General features: G+C 39.9%; 16 protein-coding genes. 10 read left to right on the forward strand and 6 right to left on the reverse strand.

Translation table 11 applies throughout. The features are described 5' to 3' along the window. Positions 1 to 75: 75 nt before the first annotated feature. Positions 76 to 453, reverse strand: a complete 378-nt coding sequence (locus tag ACO1QW_RS03830; RefSeq protein WP_486255851.1) for a DUF805 domain-containing protein — start codon at positions 451 to 453, stop codon at positions 76 to 78. Between the two features lie 203 nt (positions 454 to 656). Here ACO1QW_RS03830 and ppk1 point away from each other — a divergent pair, with 203 nt between their 5' ends. From ppk1 to ACO1QW_RS03850, 4 genes are read left to right on the forward strand one after another with little or no spacing between them, the layout of a single operon-like run. Then, complete coding sequence (gene ppk1 / locus ACO1QW_RS03835) at positions 657 to 2,756, forward strand: polyphosphate kinase 1 (protein ID WP_486255853.1); 2,100 nt, start codon at positions 657 to 659, stop codon at positions 2,754 to 2,756. Next, complete coding sequence (locus ACO1QW_RS03840; protein WP_486255855.1) at positions 2,737 to 3,648, forward strand: Ppx/GppA phosphatase family protein; 912 nt, start codon at positions 2,737 to 2,739, stop codon at positions 3,646 to 3,648. Before ppk1 ends, ACO1QW_RS03840 begins: the two co-directional genes overlap by 20 nt. A gap of 32 nt (positions 3,649 to 3,680) precedes the next feature. After that, the gene (gene panB / locus ACO1QW_RS03845; protein ID WP_486255857.1) at positions 3,681 to 4,496 is read left to right on the forward strand and encodes a 3-methyl-2-oxobutanoate hydroxymethyltransferase; all 816 of its coding nucleotides are present in this window, start codon (positions 3,681 to 3,683) and stop codon (positions 4,494 to 4,496) included. 54 nt (positions 4,497 to 4,550) lie between these two features. Further along, on the forward strand, positions 4,551 to 4,997 hold the full coding sequence (locus ACO1QW_RS03850) for a lipocalin family protein (RefSeq protein WP_486255859.1): 447 nt from the start codon (positions 4,551 to 4,553) through the stop codon (positions 4,995 to 4,997). Between the two features lie 53 nt (positions 4,998 to 5,050). Here the strand turns inward: ACO1QW_RS03850 and ACO1QW_RS03855 are convergent, their stop codons facing one another. From ACO1QW_RS03855 to ACO1QW_RS03865, 3 genes are all read right to left on the reverse strand, one after another. Then, positions 5,051 to 6,241 (reverse strand): pyridoxal phosphate-dependent aminotransferase, encoded by a 1,191-nt coding sequence (locus ACO1QW_RS03855; RefSeq protein ID WP_486255861.1) that lies wholly within the window; start codon positions 6,239 to 6,241, stop codon positions 5,051 to 5,053. A 61-nt stretch (positions 6,242 to 6,302) separates the two neighbouring features. Beyond that, the gene (locus tag ACO1QW_RS03860) at positions 6,303 to 6,953 is read right to left on the reverse strand and encodes a DUF4397 domain-containing protein (protein WP_486255863.1); all 651 of its coding nucleotides are present in this window, start codon (positions 6,951 to 6,953) and stop codon (positions 6,303 to 6,305) included. 102 nt (positions 6,954 to 7,055) lie between these two features. Beyond that, complete coding sequence (locus tag ACO1QW_RS03865) at positions 7,056 to 8,318, reverse strand: serine hydrolase (RefSeq protein ID WP_486255865.1); 1,263 nt, start codon at positions 8,316 to 8,318, stop codon at positions 7,056 to 7,058. Positions 8,319 to 8,458: 140 nt separating this feature from the next. On the opposite strand from ACO1QW_RS03865, the gene secDF reads away from it, so the two are divergent. Continuing rightward, positions 8,459 to 11,461: a protein translocase subunit SecDF gene (secDF, locus tag ACO1QW_RS03870; protein WP_486255867.1), complete on the forward strand. Its 3,003-nt coding sequence runs from the start codon at positions 8,459 to 8,461 to the stop codon at positions 11,459 to 11,461. 81 nt (positions 11,462 to 11,542) lie between these two features. Here secDF and ACO1QW_RS03875 read toward each other — a convergent pair whose 3' ends face one another. Further along, on the reverse strand, positions 11,543 to 12,430 hold the full coding sequence (locus tag ACO1QW_RS03875; protein WP_486255869.1) for a hypothetical protein: 888 nt from the start codon (positions 12,428 to 12,430) through the stop codon (positions 11,543 to 11,545). A 113-nt stretch (positions 12,431 to 12,543) separates the two neighbouring features. Beyond that, a complete protein-coding gene (locus tag ACO1QW_RS03880; RefSeq protein WP_486255871.1) occupies positions 12,544 to 12,882 on the reverse strand; it encodes a HesB/IscA family protein in 339 nt (112 codons plus the stop codon). 108 nt (positions 12,883 to 12,990) lie between these two features. On the opposite strand from ACO1QW_RS03880, the gene ACO1QW_RS03885 reads away from it, so the two are divergent. The 5 genes from ACO1QW_RS03885 to ACO1QW_RS03905 all read left to right on the forward strand — a co-directional run bounded on the left by ACO1QW_RS03885 (position 12,991) and on the right by ACO1QW_RS03905 (position 18,640). Continuing rightward, positions 12,991 to 13,572, forward strand: coding sequence for a DUF7935 family protein (locus tag ACO1QW_RS03885; protein ID WP_486255873.1), 582 nt, complete (start codon positions 12,991 to 12,993; stop codon positions 13,570 to 13,572). A 23-nt stretch (positions 13,573 to 13,595) separates the two neighbouring features. Next, positions 13,596 to 15,143 (forward strand): acyl-CoA mutase large subunit family protein, encoded by a 1,548-nt coding sequence (locus ACO1QW_RS03890; protein ID WP_486255875.1) that lies wholly within the window; start codon positions 13,596 to 13,598, stop codon positions 15,141 to 15,143. Between the two features lie 89 nt (positions 15,144 to 15,232). Beyond that, on the forward strand, positions 15,233 to 15,682 hold the full coding sequence (locus ACO1QW_RS03895) for a hypothetical protein (RefSeq protein ID WP_486255877.1): 450 nt from the start codon (positions 15,233 to 15,235) through the stop codon (positions 15,680 to 15,682). Between the two features lie 131 nt (positions 15,683 to 15,813). Beyond that, entirely contained in the window at positions 15,814 to 17,325 is a 1,512-nt protein-coding gene (locus tag ACO1QW_RS03900; RefSeq protein ID WP_486255879.1) for a serine hydrolase, read from the forward strand. 28 nt (positions 17,326 to 17,353) lie between these two features. Further along, positions 17,354 to 18,640: an amidohydrolase gene (locus ACO1QW_RS03905; protein WP_486255881.1), complete on the forward strand. Its 1,287-nt coding sequence runs from the start codon at positions 17,354 to 17,356 to the stop codon at positions 18,638 to 18,640. The last annotated feature ends 18 nt before the right edge of the window (positions 18,641 to 18,658 follow it).

Below are 18,658 nucleotides of genomic sequence, written 5' to 3' on the forward strand. Positions count from 1 at the left end.
TCCGGCAGAGTTATAATAACTAAAAGACCCGTCGCTGTTAGTGACGGGTCTTTCTAATTTAAACAAGTAATCAATTTAATTTTGACCAATTGCGTTTATGTCGTCTTCTAACGGATGCATTTTAGGATCTGGTCCGTATTCATTGGTACCGGCATCGCCATTTGTACAAACCAGAATCAAATTATAAATCGGGATGAGAACAAACCAACCACTCTTTCCAACATCATGGATTCGTCTTACAGCCACTGCAATACCGGGAATAAGCAATCCCAGGGAAATTACCATCCCAACAACTCCTAAACCACCAGGATCGGTTGACTCATCAACGACTCCTGCTACAATACTTAAAATCACATTGAACAGGAAAAACCACCAATACTCACTTCGACGTGCTCTTCCATTAAAATCAGCATACTTGGTCAATACACTTTTTACAGCTTCAATAAAATTCATACTTATTAAATTTTGGGTTTAGGATGAAAAGTAAAGAATACGAATAGAAAAACAAATTTTATTGTTTTCTTGTAAGAGTAAACATCTAACTGTCTTTAGGATTAAATATTTGTCCGTCCAAAGTGCCACTGGAACAGATACAAAAACTTAATCTTACAACTGTTCACGCCTTCTTAATTTTAGGGTAAGTATTCCCGATAGTTATGGCATCAGAAAAACGCAAGACGATTGTTCGTGATATCAGCTGGTTATCTTTCAATGCGAGAGTGCTGCAGGAAGCAAATGATCCTTCGGTTCCACTCCGGGAACGGGTACGTTTTCTCGGCATTTTTTCCAACAACTTAGATGAGTTTTTTCGTGTGCGTGTGGCTACGCTCAAACGCATGGCCGAGTTTGGCGATAAAGCCAAGAGTAAGATGCACATGGAAAAAAATCCGCAACTCATTCTTGAGCAAATACAAGATGTGGTGTTGCAGCAACAAAACGAATTCAACCGCATCTGGAACCAGGTGCAGCAGGAATTAAAGAAAGAAAAGATATTTCTCATTACTGAAAAGCAATTAAGCCGGGAACAAAAAAAATATGTAGAGACTTTTTTTGATGAAGAAGTGCGGCAGGAAGTGATTCCTTTGATGATTGAAAGCAGCCCGCAAATCCCCTACCTGCGTGAGCGGTCTTTATACCTCGCAGTTGTGATGAGTAATCAGGCCAATGCGTACAAAAAGAAATATGCGTTGATCGAAATTCCGGCTAAGTACAAACGCCGGTTTGTAAAACTTCCTACGGCAGCAGGTCAGCACCATATCATTTTAATGGAAGATGTTATTCGTCATTGTTTACCCAAAATATTTTCATTCATGGGTTTTGATGAATACAGCGCTCATATCATTAAAGTAACAAAGGATGCAGAAATAGATCTTGATGCCGATGTGAGCACTTCACTTATTCAAAAAATTGAAAAAGGATTAAAGAATCGTCGCAAAGCAAAACCTGTACGTTTTATTTATGACAAAGAGATTGATGCTGGTTTGCTTGAATATCTTATCCGTCGATTGAATCTGTCAAGAAGAGATAACATTATTCCCGGCGGACGTATCCATAACTTTCGTCACTTTATGGATTTCCCAAGTGATGTTTTCTCTGTGAAACATGAACGCAAAAAACCATTTCCGCACCCGGTGTTACGACAAACGATTCGTGTAACGGATGAAATTATTCGCCAGGACTTGCTAATGCATTTCCCTTATCATTCATTTGATGTGGTAATTGAATTAATGCGTGAAGCGGCCATGGATCCGGATGTAAAAGAAATCAAGATTACGGCTTACAGGTTAGCAGAAAATTCTAAGATCATTAATGCGTTGGTGAATGCAGCCCGGAATGGAAAAGCCGTCACAGTTATGCTTGAGCTTCGTGCACGTTTTGATGAAGAAGCCAATCTTGAATGGAAAGAAAAACTGGAAGAAGAAGGAGTACGTGTTTTACTGGGTGTGCCCAATATGAAGGTGCATGCAAAACTTTGCGTCATTAAAAAACGTGTGAACAACAGAACCATTCAATATGGTTTTGTAAGCACGGGTAACTTAAATGAAAATACGTCGAGGGTTTACGGCGATCATTGTTTGCTTACATCTAACCGTAAGATCATGGCCGATATCAACCGCATCTTTACTTACCTGGAACTTCCGGTATTAAGTCGACTAAAATATCTGCGTCAATGCAAAACATTGGTGGTTTGTCCAACAGGAATGCGCAGACAGTTTCTCCATCATATCGATAATGAAATCAAAAATGCTCAGAAAGGTTTACCCGCTTCCATTATTTTAAAAATGAATAGTTTTAGCGATGAACAATTCATTGCCAAATTATACGATGCAGCGAAAGCTGGTGTTGAAATAAAACTCATTATCCGTGGCATTTTCTGCATGCTTACCGAAAGCAACAAATTCAAAATAAAACCATATGCCATCAGTATTGTTGATCAATATTTAGAACACAGCCGAGTGTTGATATTTCACAATAATGGCAAAGAGAAAGTTTATTTATCTTCGGCTGACTGGATGATACGCAATCTTGATCATCGAATTGAAGCGGCAGTAGAAATTACCAACAAAGCCATTCAACAGGAATTGAAGGAATGCATCAACATCCAGTTAAAAGATAATGTAAAAGCGAGGATACTTGATAACCATTTGCAGAACGCATATGTAAAACGTAGAGGAAAAACGGTGCGTTCGCAGGTGGAGATCTATAATTTCCTACATCAAAAAATTCCGAAGCAACTTGAAACTGGCCGCAATTGATATAGGAAGTAACGCAGCAAGACTACTCATTACCGAAGTGGAGGAAAATGAGAGAGGGATGCCTCTGTTCAATAAACTCAATCTGGTACGTGTGCCATTACGTTTAGGCTTTGATGTATTTGAAACAGGCGATATTTCGAAAACCAAGATCAATAAGGTTGTTGAAACTATTAAAGCGTATAAACATCTCTTAAGTATTTACGAAGTAAAGTATTTAAAAGCATGTGCTACATCGGCCATGCGTGATGCAAAAAATGCAGAAGACATTATCCGCAAAGTAAAAATGGAAACAGGTATTGAAATACGTGTTATTAGCGGTGATGAAGAAGCGTCTTTTATATACGAAAATCATATAGCCGAAAACCTCGACAAAAATCACTCCTACCTGTATATTGATGTTGGTGGCGGCAGTACTGAGCTCACGTTTTTTACAGCTGGTAAACTGGTGTTTAAAGAATCGTTTAACATTGGAACAATCCGATTGCTGAAAGGCCAGGTTGCCGAATCGCAATGGAACGAAATGAAAGATTTTATAAAGCTTGGCACCAAAGGAAAAAGCGATATCATTGCCATTGGATCGGGCGGCAACATTAACAAAGTATTTTCTTTATCAAAACGAAAAGAAGGCAAGCCGCTTACACTTGAACTGTTACGTGATTACCATAAAGAATTAAGCAGTTTTTCATTGGAGGATCGAATGAAACAATACAAGTTGCGTGAAGACCGTGCCGATGTAATTCTGCCAGCCATCCAGATTTACATTAACGTGATGCGGTGGGCCGATATAGAAGAAATATTTGTACCAAAAATTGGTTTAGCCGATGGACTGGTGCATATGCTGTACGATGAAGTGAAGAATAAAAAACTCAATCCTTCAACGCTGGTATTGTAACTTCGACTCCCAACTTAAAATTCTATCGTCCCATGTCAGTAAACAAGGAAGTAAAACGCATTACCACCAATACGCTTCAAAAGATGAAATCGAAAAGCGAAAAGATCTCTATGATCACCGCTTATGATTTTTCATTTGGTAAATTATTTGATGCAGCTGGTATTGATGTGATACTTGTTGGCGACAGTGCCAGCAATGTAATGGCGGGGCATGAAACAACGTTACCCATCACACTTGACCAGATGATCTACCATGCACAATCTGTGTTAAGAGGTATTAGTCGTTGTTTGGTGGTGGTTGATCTACCGTTTGGAACTTATCAGTCTAATTCAGATATAGCTTTAGCTTCTGCCATCCGAATTATGAAAGAAACGGGAGCGCATGCTATAAAGCTGGAAGGTGGTGAAGAAGCGCTGGAATCGATCAGGCGAATTGTAAATGCCGGTATTCCGGTTATGGGACATTTGGGATTAACGCCGCAATCAATTTATAAGTTCGGAACTTACACCGTTCGTGCAAAAGAAGAAGAAGAAGCAAATAAGTTAAAGAAAGATGCTTTGCTTTTGCAGGAAGTTGGTTGCTTTGCCATGGTGCTGGAAAAAATACCGGCACAGTTAGCAAAGGAAGTTTCTGAAAGCCTGCATGTACCAACCATCGGTATTGGCGCAGGAAATTATTGCGATGGCCAAGTACTGGTAATGCATGATATGCTAGGAATTAACACCGAATTCAAGCCGAGATTTTTACGTCAATACCTGAACCTTCATGAGCAAATCAACGGTGCCATTCAGCAGTATATCACAGATGTAAAGAGTGGTGATTTCCCGAACGAATCAGAATCTTATTAATTCGTTTTTTGCTCCTTTTTATTGTAGCTTGTGGTATAACCAAAAAACAATACCATGTTAAGATCAACAGTAAAGCTTCTCCCCTTCCTTTTGCTGGTTTTATTTGCCGCAAATTCCTGTAAGAAAAAGAATGATCAGAAATCGAAGACTCAGTTGATCACAGAAAAAGATTGGCGGGTTTCTGAATTTAGAACCAAAATCAGCCCAGCCACTAATTGGACCGATGAGTTAGCGGGTGAACCGGCTTGCAATCTCGATGACCGATACGTGTTTAAAACAAATAACGATTATGAATATAATGAAGGCCCAACCAAGTGTAACTCTAGTGATCCACAAGTGATAGATAACGGTACCTGGGCTTTGATCGATAGCGAAACAAAATTCTCCATTGATGGGCAAATCTTTACTATTGTTGAATTAAGCAGCAATAAACTTTCATTAGACTATTCAATGACAGTCTCAGGAGTCACTTATTCAGCACAATGGGTCTTTGTTCATTAACAATAAAGAAAAAGGGAGCAGTTGCTCCCTTTTTCTTTATATCGTTTTAAAATTTATTTCAACTTCCCTAATGCTTCTTTAATTCTTCTGTAAGCTTCTTCAATTTTTGGAAGACTGTTGGCAAACGATAAACGGATACAATCGGGAGTACCAAATGCACGACCTGTAACTGTAGACACATGTGCAACATTCAACAGGTACATACAAAGATCATCAGCATCATTGATTGTATTGGTTCCATCGCTTTTGCCAAAGTAAGCGCTTACTTGAGGGAACACATAAAACGCACCATCAGGCTCAGCTAATTTCCAACCGGGAACTTCGCTAACGAGCTGCATCACCCGTTTTTTCCTGCGTTCGAATTCTTTGGTCATTTCCTGTGTTGGCGTTTGATCACCCACCAACGCATCAATTGTTGCACGTTGGGTAACAGCATTTGTACCACTTGTAAACTGACCCTGTAATTTTTCGCAACCTTTTGCTACATCAACATTTGCCGCAATATAACCCAGACGGTAACCCGTCATTGCATAACCTTTACTCAATCCGTTTACAATAATCACCTGATCTTTTATTGCATCGAACTGTGCAATGCTTTCGTGCTTGCCAACAAAATTGATGTATTCATAAATCTCATCTGAGATAATGAAAATTTCAGGATGCTTTGCAAATACATCCGCAAGACTTTTCAACTCATCGTAACTATAAACAGAGCCAGACGGATTACAAGGTGATGAAAACAGGAACACTTTTGTTTTTGGAGTGATCGCTGCTTCCAACTCAGCACCTGTGATCTTGTATTTCTTTTCCATTGTGGTGGTAAGAATAACAGGCACACCGCCGGCAATCTTTACCAATTCAGAATACGTAACCCAAAACGGTGCTGGAATAATTACTTCATCGCCCTGGTCAACTGTTGCAAGAATGATGTTTGCCAGACTTTGTTTAGCACCAGTTGACAATACAATATTCTCAGGTTTATAATCAAGATTGTTATCCCGTTTCAACTTTACACAAACTGCTTCACGTGCGTCCAGGTAACCGGGTACTGGCGTATAGTGACTGTAGTTTTCATCAACCGCCTTCTTAGCTGAAATCTTAATATGTTCAGGTGTATCGAAATCGGGTTCACCTAAACTTAAATCAATTACATCTATTCCTTGTGCTCTTAATTCTCGGCCGAGCTTCGCCATTTTCAACGTTTCGGGTTCACTGAACCTGCTTAACAGGGAAGAAAGTTTCATGTGCTATTACTGAATTAATTAATTGTTCGCCGCAATTTACCGCATCTGCGGCTATTGCTTGTTAGTTATGTTTGATAATTAAAAGAGAAAGCGAATCTGCATTTGATTTAGCGAGGTAGCCTTTCGTTACAAGCGAATAAATGCCACCCTTCGCAAATTGAAATTGATATTGCAGCACAATCCGATTGTTTGCAGTCGACAATATTTTTATGTTCACAAGAGAATCGGCGTAAAAATTTTGAAATGCACCTGAAGAAAGCAGATCAGTTTGGCGGAGTTTACCAGCGTAAGCTGTTGAACCAATAACAACAGAATCCTGTGCTATGTTGGATGGGCGATTTGTAAGCAATCGCAGCGAATCAGCATCAGGACTTAACTGCACCAGCCGGATTTTTGATTGCTTTCCTAAACCTGTTGTGTCAAGTTTATCTTCCACAAAAAAGTATTTGAGCTTATCTGCTGTTGCAGTATCAAACAGGAAAAAAGAAAACCGGTTGGCAGAATTATTGAAAAACCAATTGGCAAACTGAACCGAACCAACTTGCAAGCGATAATTATTAAAGCCGCTATCAACATTCACATAATTGGCGGATGTGGTTAAACCAGTCAGGTAATTAAATGTACCAACCGAACGAAGGTTTTGCAACAGATCAACACTGCCCGCCCCTGCTGATGCGTGAACAACATTCACCTGCATTTGTATTCCTTTCACGGGATCTTTTTTGCAGGATTGAAAAATACAGGTTATGCAAAAAAGGCTAACTAAAATAACACGATTATACTTCATACACTTAAAGTTCACAACGCTTCAAATTTATTTATCGTAGCTCAATTTAAATTTCGAAAGATCGGGTTGATATTTTCGTTTACGTTTTACTTCTTCGTCATAAATAAGCTTACCAAGATTTTCAAGAAATGGTAACCCTACCGAATCGTAATCATATTTATCATCGTTTAGTATGCCATCTTCATTGCAATATATTGTTGCACTCAACATAAACTCAATGTTCTTTTCAAAATCAACAATGTAAGCTACGTCCGTTAAGAATCCGTATGACCAACCGACTTTGTTAAAAATGCGGATATGTTTTGGCAGCGGTTTATGTTTCTGCGTTCCAAATAACAGGAACTTACAATATGCATCATAAAACACAGAGGTATCATATTCGGGAAACTTTGTTTCACCTGGCAGCTGACTCATGTATTGGTAAAGAAAACGATAATCGCCTTCGTTTAAATTGAAACGTTTCTCCTCAGCAACAGCTTCAGGAAACAATACACTGCGTAAGATATTGTGCAGGTCCTGCAAATAAACCCGGTTCTTCCGGCTGAAATCCATTGCAGCATTCACCAGTTGATCTTTCTCATCGAGATAACCTTTGCCAAGAAAATCATTCCTGGTGATGTAGTTGTAATTGCTTTTCAACAATGGTTGCTCAAACATTATTTTACCGGTACTATCACGAAAGCTTACGGGATTAGTTGTGCGATGAAGTTCTTCCGGCATGCTGATCGCCAAACGACGAATGATCTGCACATCCGGATAACCTTTGGTTTTAAGTTGGTCGTGCAAATACTGCTGACCTAAAAATTCATACAAACGGTTATTTGCATCATTGTCGCTAACTAAAAATATCTTTTTAATGTAATGCTCTGCAGTTGGTCGCCCATCGATTGAAGTAGGGTCGTTATAAATAGCTGTCAGTCCATCCACTCCTTTTTCGGTGATCATGGTGGCCGAACGATTTAGACCCAGCTTTTTTAGTTTTTCCAAAGCCAGGAAAGCCACCGGCATTTTTACTGTTGACGCCGGGTAGAAATAATCACCGGGTTTCAGGTTAAAGCTATAATCGGTAAAACGGGGGAGGTTGTTTTTGTCCCTGTCGATACGGGTGTACATGATCTTTACCCGCATGGAATCACGGTTGGCAAGCACCTTAGTAAACTGTTTCGGATGCTGTTGCATCAGGTTTTCAAGAAAATTTTCGTTGGCAACCACTGTTTTAGCAGGTTTACAGCCGTTCAATATGAGCAACAGTGCAAAGCTGAAACTGGCAAAAATGACAGGTTTGAACATGGCCAAAAATAAGGTATAAACCCCAACCGTAAAATGCTTTAGAATAGTGGATAACAGTGATTTGGGGCCTGTTCGCTTTCGAAACGAAACCCCTATCTTTGCCCTCCTTAAAAAATAAGAACCCAAATTATTAATCTACTATGGCACTGAAAGGTTTGGTAAGGTTTTTTGCAATTATGCTCATCCTGATTTCCATTTGGCAATTAAGCTTCACTTGGATCGTCAACAATTTTGAGCGTAAACAAAAAGCCAGAGCTGAGAAATTTGTCAAGAACAATTTCGGAACTGCATCTAAAGAAACGAAAGACTCTGCAACCAATGCTGTCTACCGCAGGTATATCGACAGCCTGAAAGAAAAGGAATTACTTGATGTTCCTGTTCTTTATCCAAAACTCACTTATCAAAAAGCAATTGAACAGGAACTGAACCTTGGTTTGGATCTGCAGGGTGGTATGAACGTAACGCTTGAAGTTGGTTTGGATGGTTTGATCCGTTCAATGAGTAACAATCCAAAAGATGTAACGCTCAACAAAGCTTTAACACAAGCAATTGAATTGAAAAGAAACAGCGATGCTGATTTTGTTTCCCTGTTTCTCGACGCATACAAAACTGCTTCTTCTAACGGAAGACTTGCTCCTCTTTTTGCCGGTGGAAAAAATAAATCGATTAAGATAGGTGATGATAACAGCACAGTGGCAGATGCCATTCGTGTTGAAGCAAGAGATGCCATTAAAAGAACATACGATCGCTTAACTGCACGTATCGATCAATTTGGTGTGGCTCAGCCTAATATCAGCTTTGATGAAAACAAAGGAATCATCAATGTTGAACTTGCTGGTATCGACGATCCTGAACGTGTTCGTAAATTCTTACAGGCAACTGCAAACCTTGAATTCTGGGATACCTATTCTAATGCTGATCCTGTAGTAGCACAAAGCATTACCCAGATAGATCAGAAAGTAAAAGCTTACCTGAATGGTGCTACAACTGATACAACTTCAACCGATACATCAGGAGTGCCAAAAGTTGATACAACTGTAACCGGAGGTGCAAACAGCAATCCGTTTACTTCTCTCTTTGCACCAAACCAACCCGATGGTTCTGCCATGATTGGTATGGTCCGTATTTCAGATACGGCATTGTTCTCGAAATATGCGAATCTCGATGTTGTAAAAAATTCTATCCCTGCAACAATGCGTTTCATGTATGGCGCAAAAGCTGAAGCTAAGAATAAGAGTGGCGAAAGCATGTTGCCGATCTACGTCATTAAAACGGTAGCAGGTTCTGATCAACCAAAACTCACAGGTGAATTTATTACCGATGCACGCCAGGACTTTGATCAACGTAACAACGAAGTTCAGGTGCAAATGGAAATGAATAGCCGAGGCGCAGGTATTTGGGAAAAAATGACAGGCGATGCATTCAATGGTAAATATGCAATTGCAATTGCACTTGATAACTATGTATATTCTGCCCCGGGTGTAAACAACGGTGCTATCAGCGGCGGTGTTTCCCAAATCAGCGGAAACTTCACTATCCAGGAAGCACAGGATCTTTCAAGTGTATTACGTACAGGTAAACTTCCTGCTCCTGCTAAAATTGTTCAGGAACAAGTTGTAGGACCAACACTTGGCGCTGAAGCAGTAAAAGGTGGTTCATTATCGTTTATTATTTCATTCGTGATCATCTTCATTCTCATGTTGGTGTATTATAACACCGGTGGATGGATCGCTAATATTGCACTTATCTTAAACCTCTTGTTTACTGTTGGTATTTTAAGTGCGTTTGGTGCAACGTTAACTGCTGCTGGTATTGCCGGCTTGGTTCTTACCATTGGTATGGCGGTTGATACCAACGTAATCATCTTTGAACGTATTAAAGAGGAGTTAACGAAAGGCAAGAGTTACCAGGTGGCTGTGGAAGACGGTTACAGGCGTTCATTGGCTCCTGTACTTGATGGTCACATCACTACCCTGTTGACTTCGTTTATTCTATTATACTTTGGTTTAGGTCCTGTAAAAGGTTTCGCAACAACACAGATCATTGGTATTTTGTTGAGCTTGTTCTGCGGCATCCTGGTATCAAGACTTATCACTGACATGTGGACGAACAAGAAACGTCACTTCGAATATTTCACTGCAGTTTCAAAACGCATCTTTGCACACGCTGCTTATAAATTCATTGAGTTCCGCAAAGTAACTTATATGATCTCCGGCGTTGTGTTATTGTTGGGTATTGGTACTTTGATCAATGGTTTTGATTATGGTGTTGAATTCCGTGGTGGTCGTAGCTACACTGTTAAGTTCGATCGTGAAATGAAGAATGAGGAAGTTGCAGATGAGTTAAATAAAGTGTTTGGCAAATACCCGATCATTAAAACAGTTGGAACTCCACGTCAATTGAATATTACAACTGATTACATGATTGAACAACCTGGCCAGGACGTGGATGCGCAGGTTGAAACAAAATTGTTTGAAGGTTTAAAAACATTCTTGCCTGCTGGTACAAGCTACGAGCAGTTTAAAACAGGTTTCAAACAAAGTTCACAAACAGTACAGCCTACCATTTCGGATGATTTGAAGAAAGGTGCATTATGGGCAACCATTCTTGGTTTGTTGGTAATTACACTTTACATCTTTATCCGCTTCCGTGACTGGCGCTATTCAGTTGGTACTATCGTGGCATTGTTGCACGACGTATTGGTAACATTAATTGTATTCTCGTTCCTCCGCAATATTGTTCCGTTCCCGTTAGAGATCGATCAGCACTTTATTGCAGCGATCCTGACTGTAATTGGTTTCTCTATGAACGATACGGTTGTAGTATTTGACCGTGTGCGTGAATACAGTGCAAAAATGTTTGGCCAGCCTAAAGGTGTTATCCTTAACAAAGCCATCAATGATACATTGGCCCGTACAGTAATGACTTCATTAACGGTATTCTTAACCTTGTTGGCGCTCTTCATCTTTGGTGGTGAGGTAACAAGAGGTTTTGCCTTTGCAATGTTGATTGGTGTTATTACCGGTGTTTATTCATCTGTGTTTGTTGCTGCTCCTATCCTTATGGATTTTGCAAAAGACAAACCTTTGGGTGAACCTGAAAAGGATAAAACACTAGCTAAAGCAAGACATTCTATCAGCTAATAATTTCAGAACACATTCCATAAAAGAACCCCGATCAATTGATCGGGGTTCTTCTTTTATAAAACTAAATCAACTTACAACTTATCTATATCCATTCCATTGACGACTCTGCTTATCAAACAACCAATAGATGCCATTTGAATAAGAGAAATTAAAATAAGTTTCCACTTCAAACTTAGCAGGCAACTTAACGATCTGGCTCATATAGCCGCTCTTAATATCATACAACTCCACTTGCTTCTTTGCCACGTTCAACAAACCAATTTCAGCGCCCTTTGTTCCTGTGTAAACAATGGAGCGTGTATTATACGTCTGCTCAAAATCACTAACCGATAATGTAGTTGCATCGTTTGCATTCATTGCACCAAAATGTACTTGAATGGACTTTCGTTTATCTGTTCCTTCAGTAGAATAGCAAACTATATTCAGTCCATCAAGAAACAGCACTTCGTTATCTTCTGTGTTTAATACACCAGCACTGTTTTGATCGGGTTGATAAAGCCCTTCCTTTTTCATTTTAAGTTTTTCAGGAATGCCATCTTTATTCAAATCGTATGAAAACCATCCGAATTCATTATAACCATTTCCCTCCAGTTGCTTTGTTTTGGGGTTATACCAAAGGCCACGCACATCAATCAACGTCTTCTGACCTTCTTCTGAAACTACTTTTCCGTTTGCATTAAAAATCACCAAGGGGAATTCGCCATTACCAGCCTGTGCGGCATAGTATAATTTTTCCTTTGGATTGTAAGCAACCGAAGCACCATTAGCACCACCGGCAGGAATGGTCATGTCCATTACTTTTTCTGCGGAAATAATTTTGAGCTCTTTGTTGCCACTGGTCTTTTCATCTTGTGTTGATTCATTACCAATTAAACCTGATACAGCTGCTGATTTTTTCTTCTGCGCCAAACTATCGCTGCCCGTTACAAGCGCAAGTACGAATAAGGGAATGAATATTTTTTTCATTAAAACTTTTTTATGCTAGTTACAGCAATTTATTTCTTTTTTCAATACCGTGTATTGGGTACAAAAAACTCCCTGCCGGGAGTTGAAATAGTAAGATCTGAAATTCGTTTTGATTACACGGCAAAACTGGTACCGCAACCACAGGTTTTACTGGCGTTGGGATTACTAAAAGTAAAACCCCGGTTATTTAACCCATTGTCCCAATCGATCTGCATACCATAGAGGTACATACCATGACTCTTCTCCATGATACAGGTAAGACCATCTATTTCAAAAACTTCATCGTTTTCTTTTTTCTCGTCAAACTCAAGTACATAACTCAGGCCTGAGCAACCGCCACCCTTTGCTCCAACACGTAAATATTTACCTTCTGGTTGTTGCGCAGCTAATCGTTTTAATTCCTGCATTGCAGTTGCAGTGAATGTAACTGGTGCTATGCTGATTGTTTCCATACAAATCTATTTACTGCAAATTTACGCAGTTAATGCCTTTGGTGTGCAAAGCTTCTATGTCCTTTGTTTTCAACTGCAAAAACCTATTTTTGCTTCAACTCAACCTTTATGGACACAATTTATTATTACGTATTTGGTGCTGCTATCCTCGTTTTTATTGCCTTGGCCTACTACCTGCGGGTGAAAGGCAAAAAAGAATTAATTGAAGAACAACGCCAGGCCGCATTACAAGAACAGGTGGTAAGAGAACAACAAGCAACGGCACCGCCACAACCACGCAGAACATCTGCAGCAAATCCTGAAATGTTGCGCTTACAATTGCAAGCCTACGAACGCATGACCATTTTATGCGAACGGATCGGTCTCAATAATTTACTTGGACGTTTACCTGTGAATCAACTCTCTGCAACTGAACTGCAGAACTTGATGATTCAGTCGATCAAAACAGAATTTGAATATAATGTGAGTCAACAATTATATGTTTCTGCAGCTGCATGGGATGGCGTAAAGAATCTGAAAGAGCAGAATATTTTTATCATCAACGAACTTGCATCAACATTGCCAGCACAAGCAACAGGTGTTGACCTAAGTAAAAAGATTGTGCAGTTGTTGTCGCATGATGAACATGTATCCTTGCAAAACATTGTGTCGACACTCATCAACAACGAAGCCAAACAACTGATGTCCTAAACATCATTAACGATTGCCTGCTTATGGAAGAAAAGAAGATTTACACTGACTCGGGAATTGAAATAAAACCTATTTACTCTGGAGCTGAGGACCAGGAAATGCCCGGACAGTTTCCTTTTACAAGAGGCGTGCAACCTGACATGTATCGTGGTAAACTGTGGACCATGCGGCAATACGCTGGCTTTTCCACAGCTGAAGAAAGCAATAAACGTTATCATTATTTATTGTCACAAGGAGTAAGTGGTTTGAGTGTGGCATTTGACCTGCCCACGCAAATTGGTTACGATAGTGATCATGCATTAGCCGAAGGTGAAGTGGGTAAAGTTGGGGTTGCTATTGACAGTATTGAAGATGTTCAAACACTCTTCAACGGCATTAAGCTGGAAGATGTGTCCACCTCGATGACCATCAATGCTACAGGTTTTATTCTACTCTCTTTTTATGTTGCCTTGGCAAAACAGCAAGGTGCCGATCTGAAAAAGATCAGCGGAACAATTCAGAATGATATTTTGAAAGAATACGCTGCAAGAGGAACTTACATTTATCCGCCAAAGCCCAGCATGCGCATCATCACCGATATTTTTGAATGGTGCAGTCATGAATTACCGAAGTGGAATACGATTTCTATCAGTGGTTATCACATTCGAGAAGCAGGAAGTACAGCGGTGCAGGAAATTGCGTTTACATTGGCTAATGGTAAAGCATATGTAAAAGCTGCGTTGGAAAAAGGATTAGATATTAATGTGTTTGGCAAACGACTCTCCTTCTTTTTTAATTCGCATAATAATTTGTTTGAAGAAGCTGCGAAGTTCCGTGCAGCACGACGCATGTGGGCACACATGATGAAAGAACTAGGTGCAACTGATCCCAAAGCCATGATGCTTCGATTCCATACCCAAACTGGAGGCAGCACGTTAACGGCTCAGCAGCCGATGAATAATATTTCAAGAGTAACTATTCAAACACTGGCAGCCGTATTGGGTGGCACACAATCATTGCATACAAATGGTTTTGATGAAGCGTTGAGCTTACCTACAGAAGAAGCTGCACGCATTGCGTTGCGTACGCAACAGATCGTTGCATTTGAAAGTGGTGCTCCTGACACTGTTGATCCGCTGGCAGGTAGTTATTATGTAGAAACACTTACCAATGAAATTGAACAGAAGGCTTGGGATCTGATCTCAAAAATTGATGTGATGGGTGGAAGTGTTTCGGCTATTGAAGAAGGTTTTATACAAGATGAGATTGCACGCAGCGCCTACGAATATCAACGTAACATTGAAAATGGATCGAAGATCATTGTGGGGGTAAACAAATTCCAGGTGAAAGAAGAAAACGATACGCCTGTCTTTAAGATCGACGACAGTATACGCACTATCCAAACACAAAAATTACAACAGCTTAAGAACAACCGTGATCCCGGCAAAGTGGATCAATGCCTGCAGGAAATCAACGATCGGGCTGGCAATGGCGAAAACCTGATGCCTGCTGTTATTACCGCAGTTGAAAATAAATGTACACTGGGTGAAATTGCAGATGAACTGAGGGCTGTTTATGGCGAGTATAAATAAGGGATAGCATATCACAATCAGTTCCCAGGCTAATCGAGGTTAGCCCTACAGTTTGTATATTCATACATCTTTAATTAAATTTTTCAATTATGACCTCTACCAATACTTCTGCCTCACCGGTAATGAATGAGCATATTGTTGCTTTCCTGAAAGAGCAATCTGTTATCTCCATTGCCACTACCGTTAATGATGAGCCTTATTGCGCATCCTGTTATTATGCATTTGAACCAAATGAGAACCTGCTCGTGTTTAAATCTGATTCAGACACAAAGCATATTGAAAATGCATTGAAGAACGATCTCGTGGCTGGTACCATTTTGCCCGATAAAATTGTGAAAGCAAAAGTGAAAGGAGTTCAGTTCAATGGGAAGTTCATGAAAGCCGAAGGCAGTATTGGAAGCAAAGCAAAGGAAACCTATCTCAAGAAATTTCCTGTGGCGGGACTGTTTCGTGGTGAGATATGGGTAATTGAAATAAGTCGCATAAAGTTTACCGACAATACACTCGTCTTTGGAAAGAAATTGTTGTGGGAGCGATAAAGAAAACCTATTCTATTTGAAAGCGGGTGCAGGTGATGCATCCGCTTTTTTATTTTCTTCTGTACAAAACAAAAATCTCACAAATCTCTGGTCAACCATTTTTCTGTATCTTTCTTCAAACAAACTCTTCGATGAAATATTTAGTTACTCTTCTGCTTTTAGTTACTACTTCCGCATATGCCCAGGAACCGCCGGCCTTTATAAAAGATAGTCTTGAACGCTATATTGAGCGTGGCATGAAAGACTGGAATATTCCTGGTCTTGCCATTACGATCGTAAAAGATGGAAAAATTGTTTTCATTAAAGGCTATGGTGTAAAAGAAGTTGGAAAGCCTGAAAAAGTTGATGCAAACACGTTATTCATCATCGCTTCTAATTCAAAACTATTTACAGGTACCAGTCTCGCATTGGCAGAACATGAAAAGAAATTATCGCTTGATGATAAAGTAACAAATTACATTCCCTGGTTTCGATTATACGATTCTACCTCAACAAAACTGGCGACGGTTAAAGACATGTTGTGTCATCGTTTAGGAACAAAAACATTCCAGGGTGATTTTACATTCTGGAACAGCAATCTTCCTAAAGATTCCATCATCTGGAAAATGCGTTTACTCAAACCCGAAGGAGAATTTCGCCAAAACTATGGTTACTGCAATGCAGGCTTTTTAGTGGCCGGGGAAATTTTACAAAAAGTAACCGGCAGCACATGGGAACAATTTGTACAAAGCCGCATTCTTAACCCTGTTGGCATGACGAACACTCACATGAATACTGCAGGCATGGGTACCCGCAAAAATGTTGCTGTACCCTATTCTAATTCATTCGGGCCGTTAAGCAAGTTGCCTTACGATGAAATTGATAATCTTGGACCTGCCACAAGTATGGTTAGTTGTGTAAATGATCTTACCAAGTGGCTCATGTTTCAATTGGACAGTGGCAAGATCAACAATCAATCAGTGATTCCATGGCAGGTGTTACAAAAAACAAGAGATGGGAATATTCTTACAGGCACACGAAAATCACCTTACTACCCTACGCATTTTCGTGCTTATGGTTTAGGCGAATACATGACCGACTATAATGGCCGTCAAGTGTACTGGCATACCGGCGGTGCGTTTGGTTTTGTTACCAATGTTTGTTTTATACCGGAAGAAAAACTCGGCATCAGTATTTTAACCAACAACGACAACCAAAACTTTTTTGAGGCGTTGCGTTACCAGATCATGGATGCATATTTAGGTGTGCCTTATGTGGACAGAAGTAAATTTTTATTGCAGCTGCGTCAACAGGATATGGTACTAAATGAATCGAAAATAAAAGGCTGGGAAGAACGTGCAAAGAAAAAACCAACGCTGCCTGTGAGTGCCGATGCATTTGTAGGTTCTTATTACAATCATGTGTATGGTAACATGCAGATCGTAAAAGAAAATAATGAACTAACAGTTTTAATGAGTCATCATCCAAAACTAAAAGGTAAGCTGGAGTATATCGATAATAAAAATTTCTTACTCACCTGGAATCATCCTTCTTATGGAAAGTTTGCTGTCCCGTTCGAGATCAAGAATAATAAAGTAAGTGCCATTGAAATTAAAGCATCCGATTTTGTGGAGTATGATGGCTATGTATTTCTAAAAAATTAATCTTTAAATTCTTTCTAAACTATAAAGCATGAGAAAACTGTTTTCCTTTTTTGTTTTGTGTATTGCTGTTTCGTCGGCATCCGCACAAAACATACAGCAACTGATCGATCAAAAAGCAAAAGCCTTACTTCCAAAAGTAATTGAGTGGCGAAGGCATCTTCATCAAAATCCTGAATTGGGTAACCGTGAGTTTAAAACGATGGAGTACATCGCCAATCATTTAAAAAGTCTCGGACTTGAAGTTAAAACCGGCATCGCAAAAACCGGTGTTGTTGCTTTATTGAAAGGTGGTAAACCCGGTCCTGTTGTTGCACTTCGTGCAGATATCGATGGATTACCAATTGCTGAACGTGTAAACATTCCTTACAAATCAAACGTGATGGCTGATTATCTTGGTCAGCAGGTACCTGTGATGCATGCTTGTGGTCATGACACACATGTAGCAATTTTAATGGGCACTGCCGAAGTATTGTCATCAATGAAAAAAGATGTACCGGGCACTATTAAATTTATTTTTCAACCTGCTGAAGAAGGTCCTCCCGGCACAGAAGAAGGTGGCGCTCCATTGATGGTAAAAGAAGGTGTGATGGAGAATCCGAAAGTGGATGCCATATTTGGTTTGCATATTGCTGCAGGACTTGAAATTGGAAAGATCAAATACAAAAGCGGATCGTTTATGGCGAGCAGCGACTGGTTTACGATTAAAGTAAAAGGCAAAGGTGCACATGGTTCAGCGCCGTGGAATGGCATTGATCCTATCATGATCTCTGCACAGATCATAAACGGATTGCAGACCATTGTGAGCAGAACAGAAGATCTTACCAAAGCGCCGGTAGTAATTACTGTGGGAAAATTCAATGGTGGCGTACGTGAAAATATTATTCCTGAAGAAGTAAGTTTTAGCGGCACCATTCGTACGCTTGATGCAGCAATGCAAAAGGATGTGTACGATAAGATCCGTCGCACAGCTACCAATATTGCTGAAGCATTGGGTGGCACTGCAGAAGTTACGATCGATAATAAAACATTGGTAACCTACAATACCCCTGCGTTAGTAACCAGCATGATACCATCATTGCAAACTGCAGCTGGTAATGATAACGTAAGCGAAGGAACCTGGACAACCGGTGCTGAAGACTTTTCTTTCTTTGGAGAAAAAGCACCTGCTTTCTTTTTCAACTTGGGTGGTATGCCAAAAGGCGCACAACCAACCAATCATCACACACCTGATTTTTTAATCGATGATAGTATGCTTGATGTAGGTGTGAAAGCATTCTGCAATATTGTTTTTGACTACGTAAAAGTGAAGAAATAACTCTGGTCGGTACGGCCC

The sequence above is a fragment of the Lacibacter sp. genome (genome assembly GCF_057361365.1).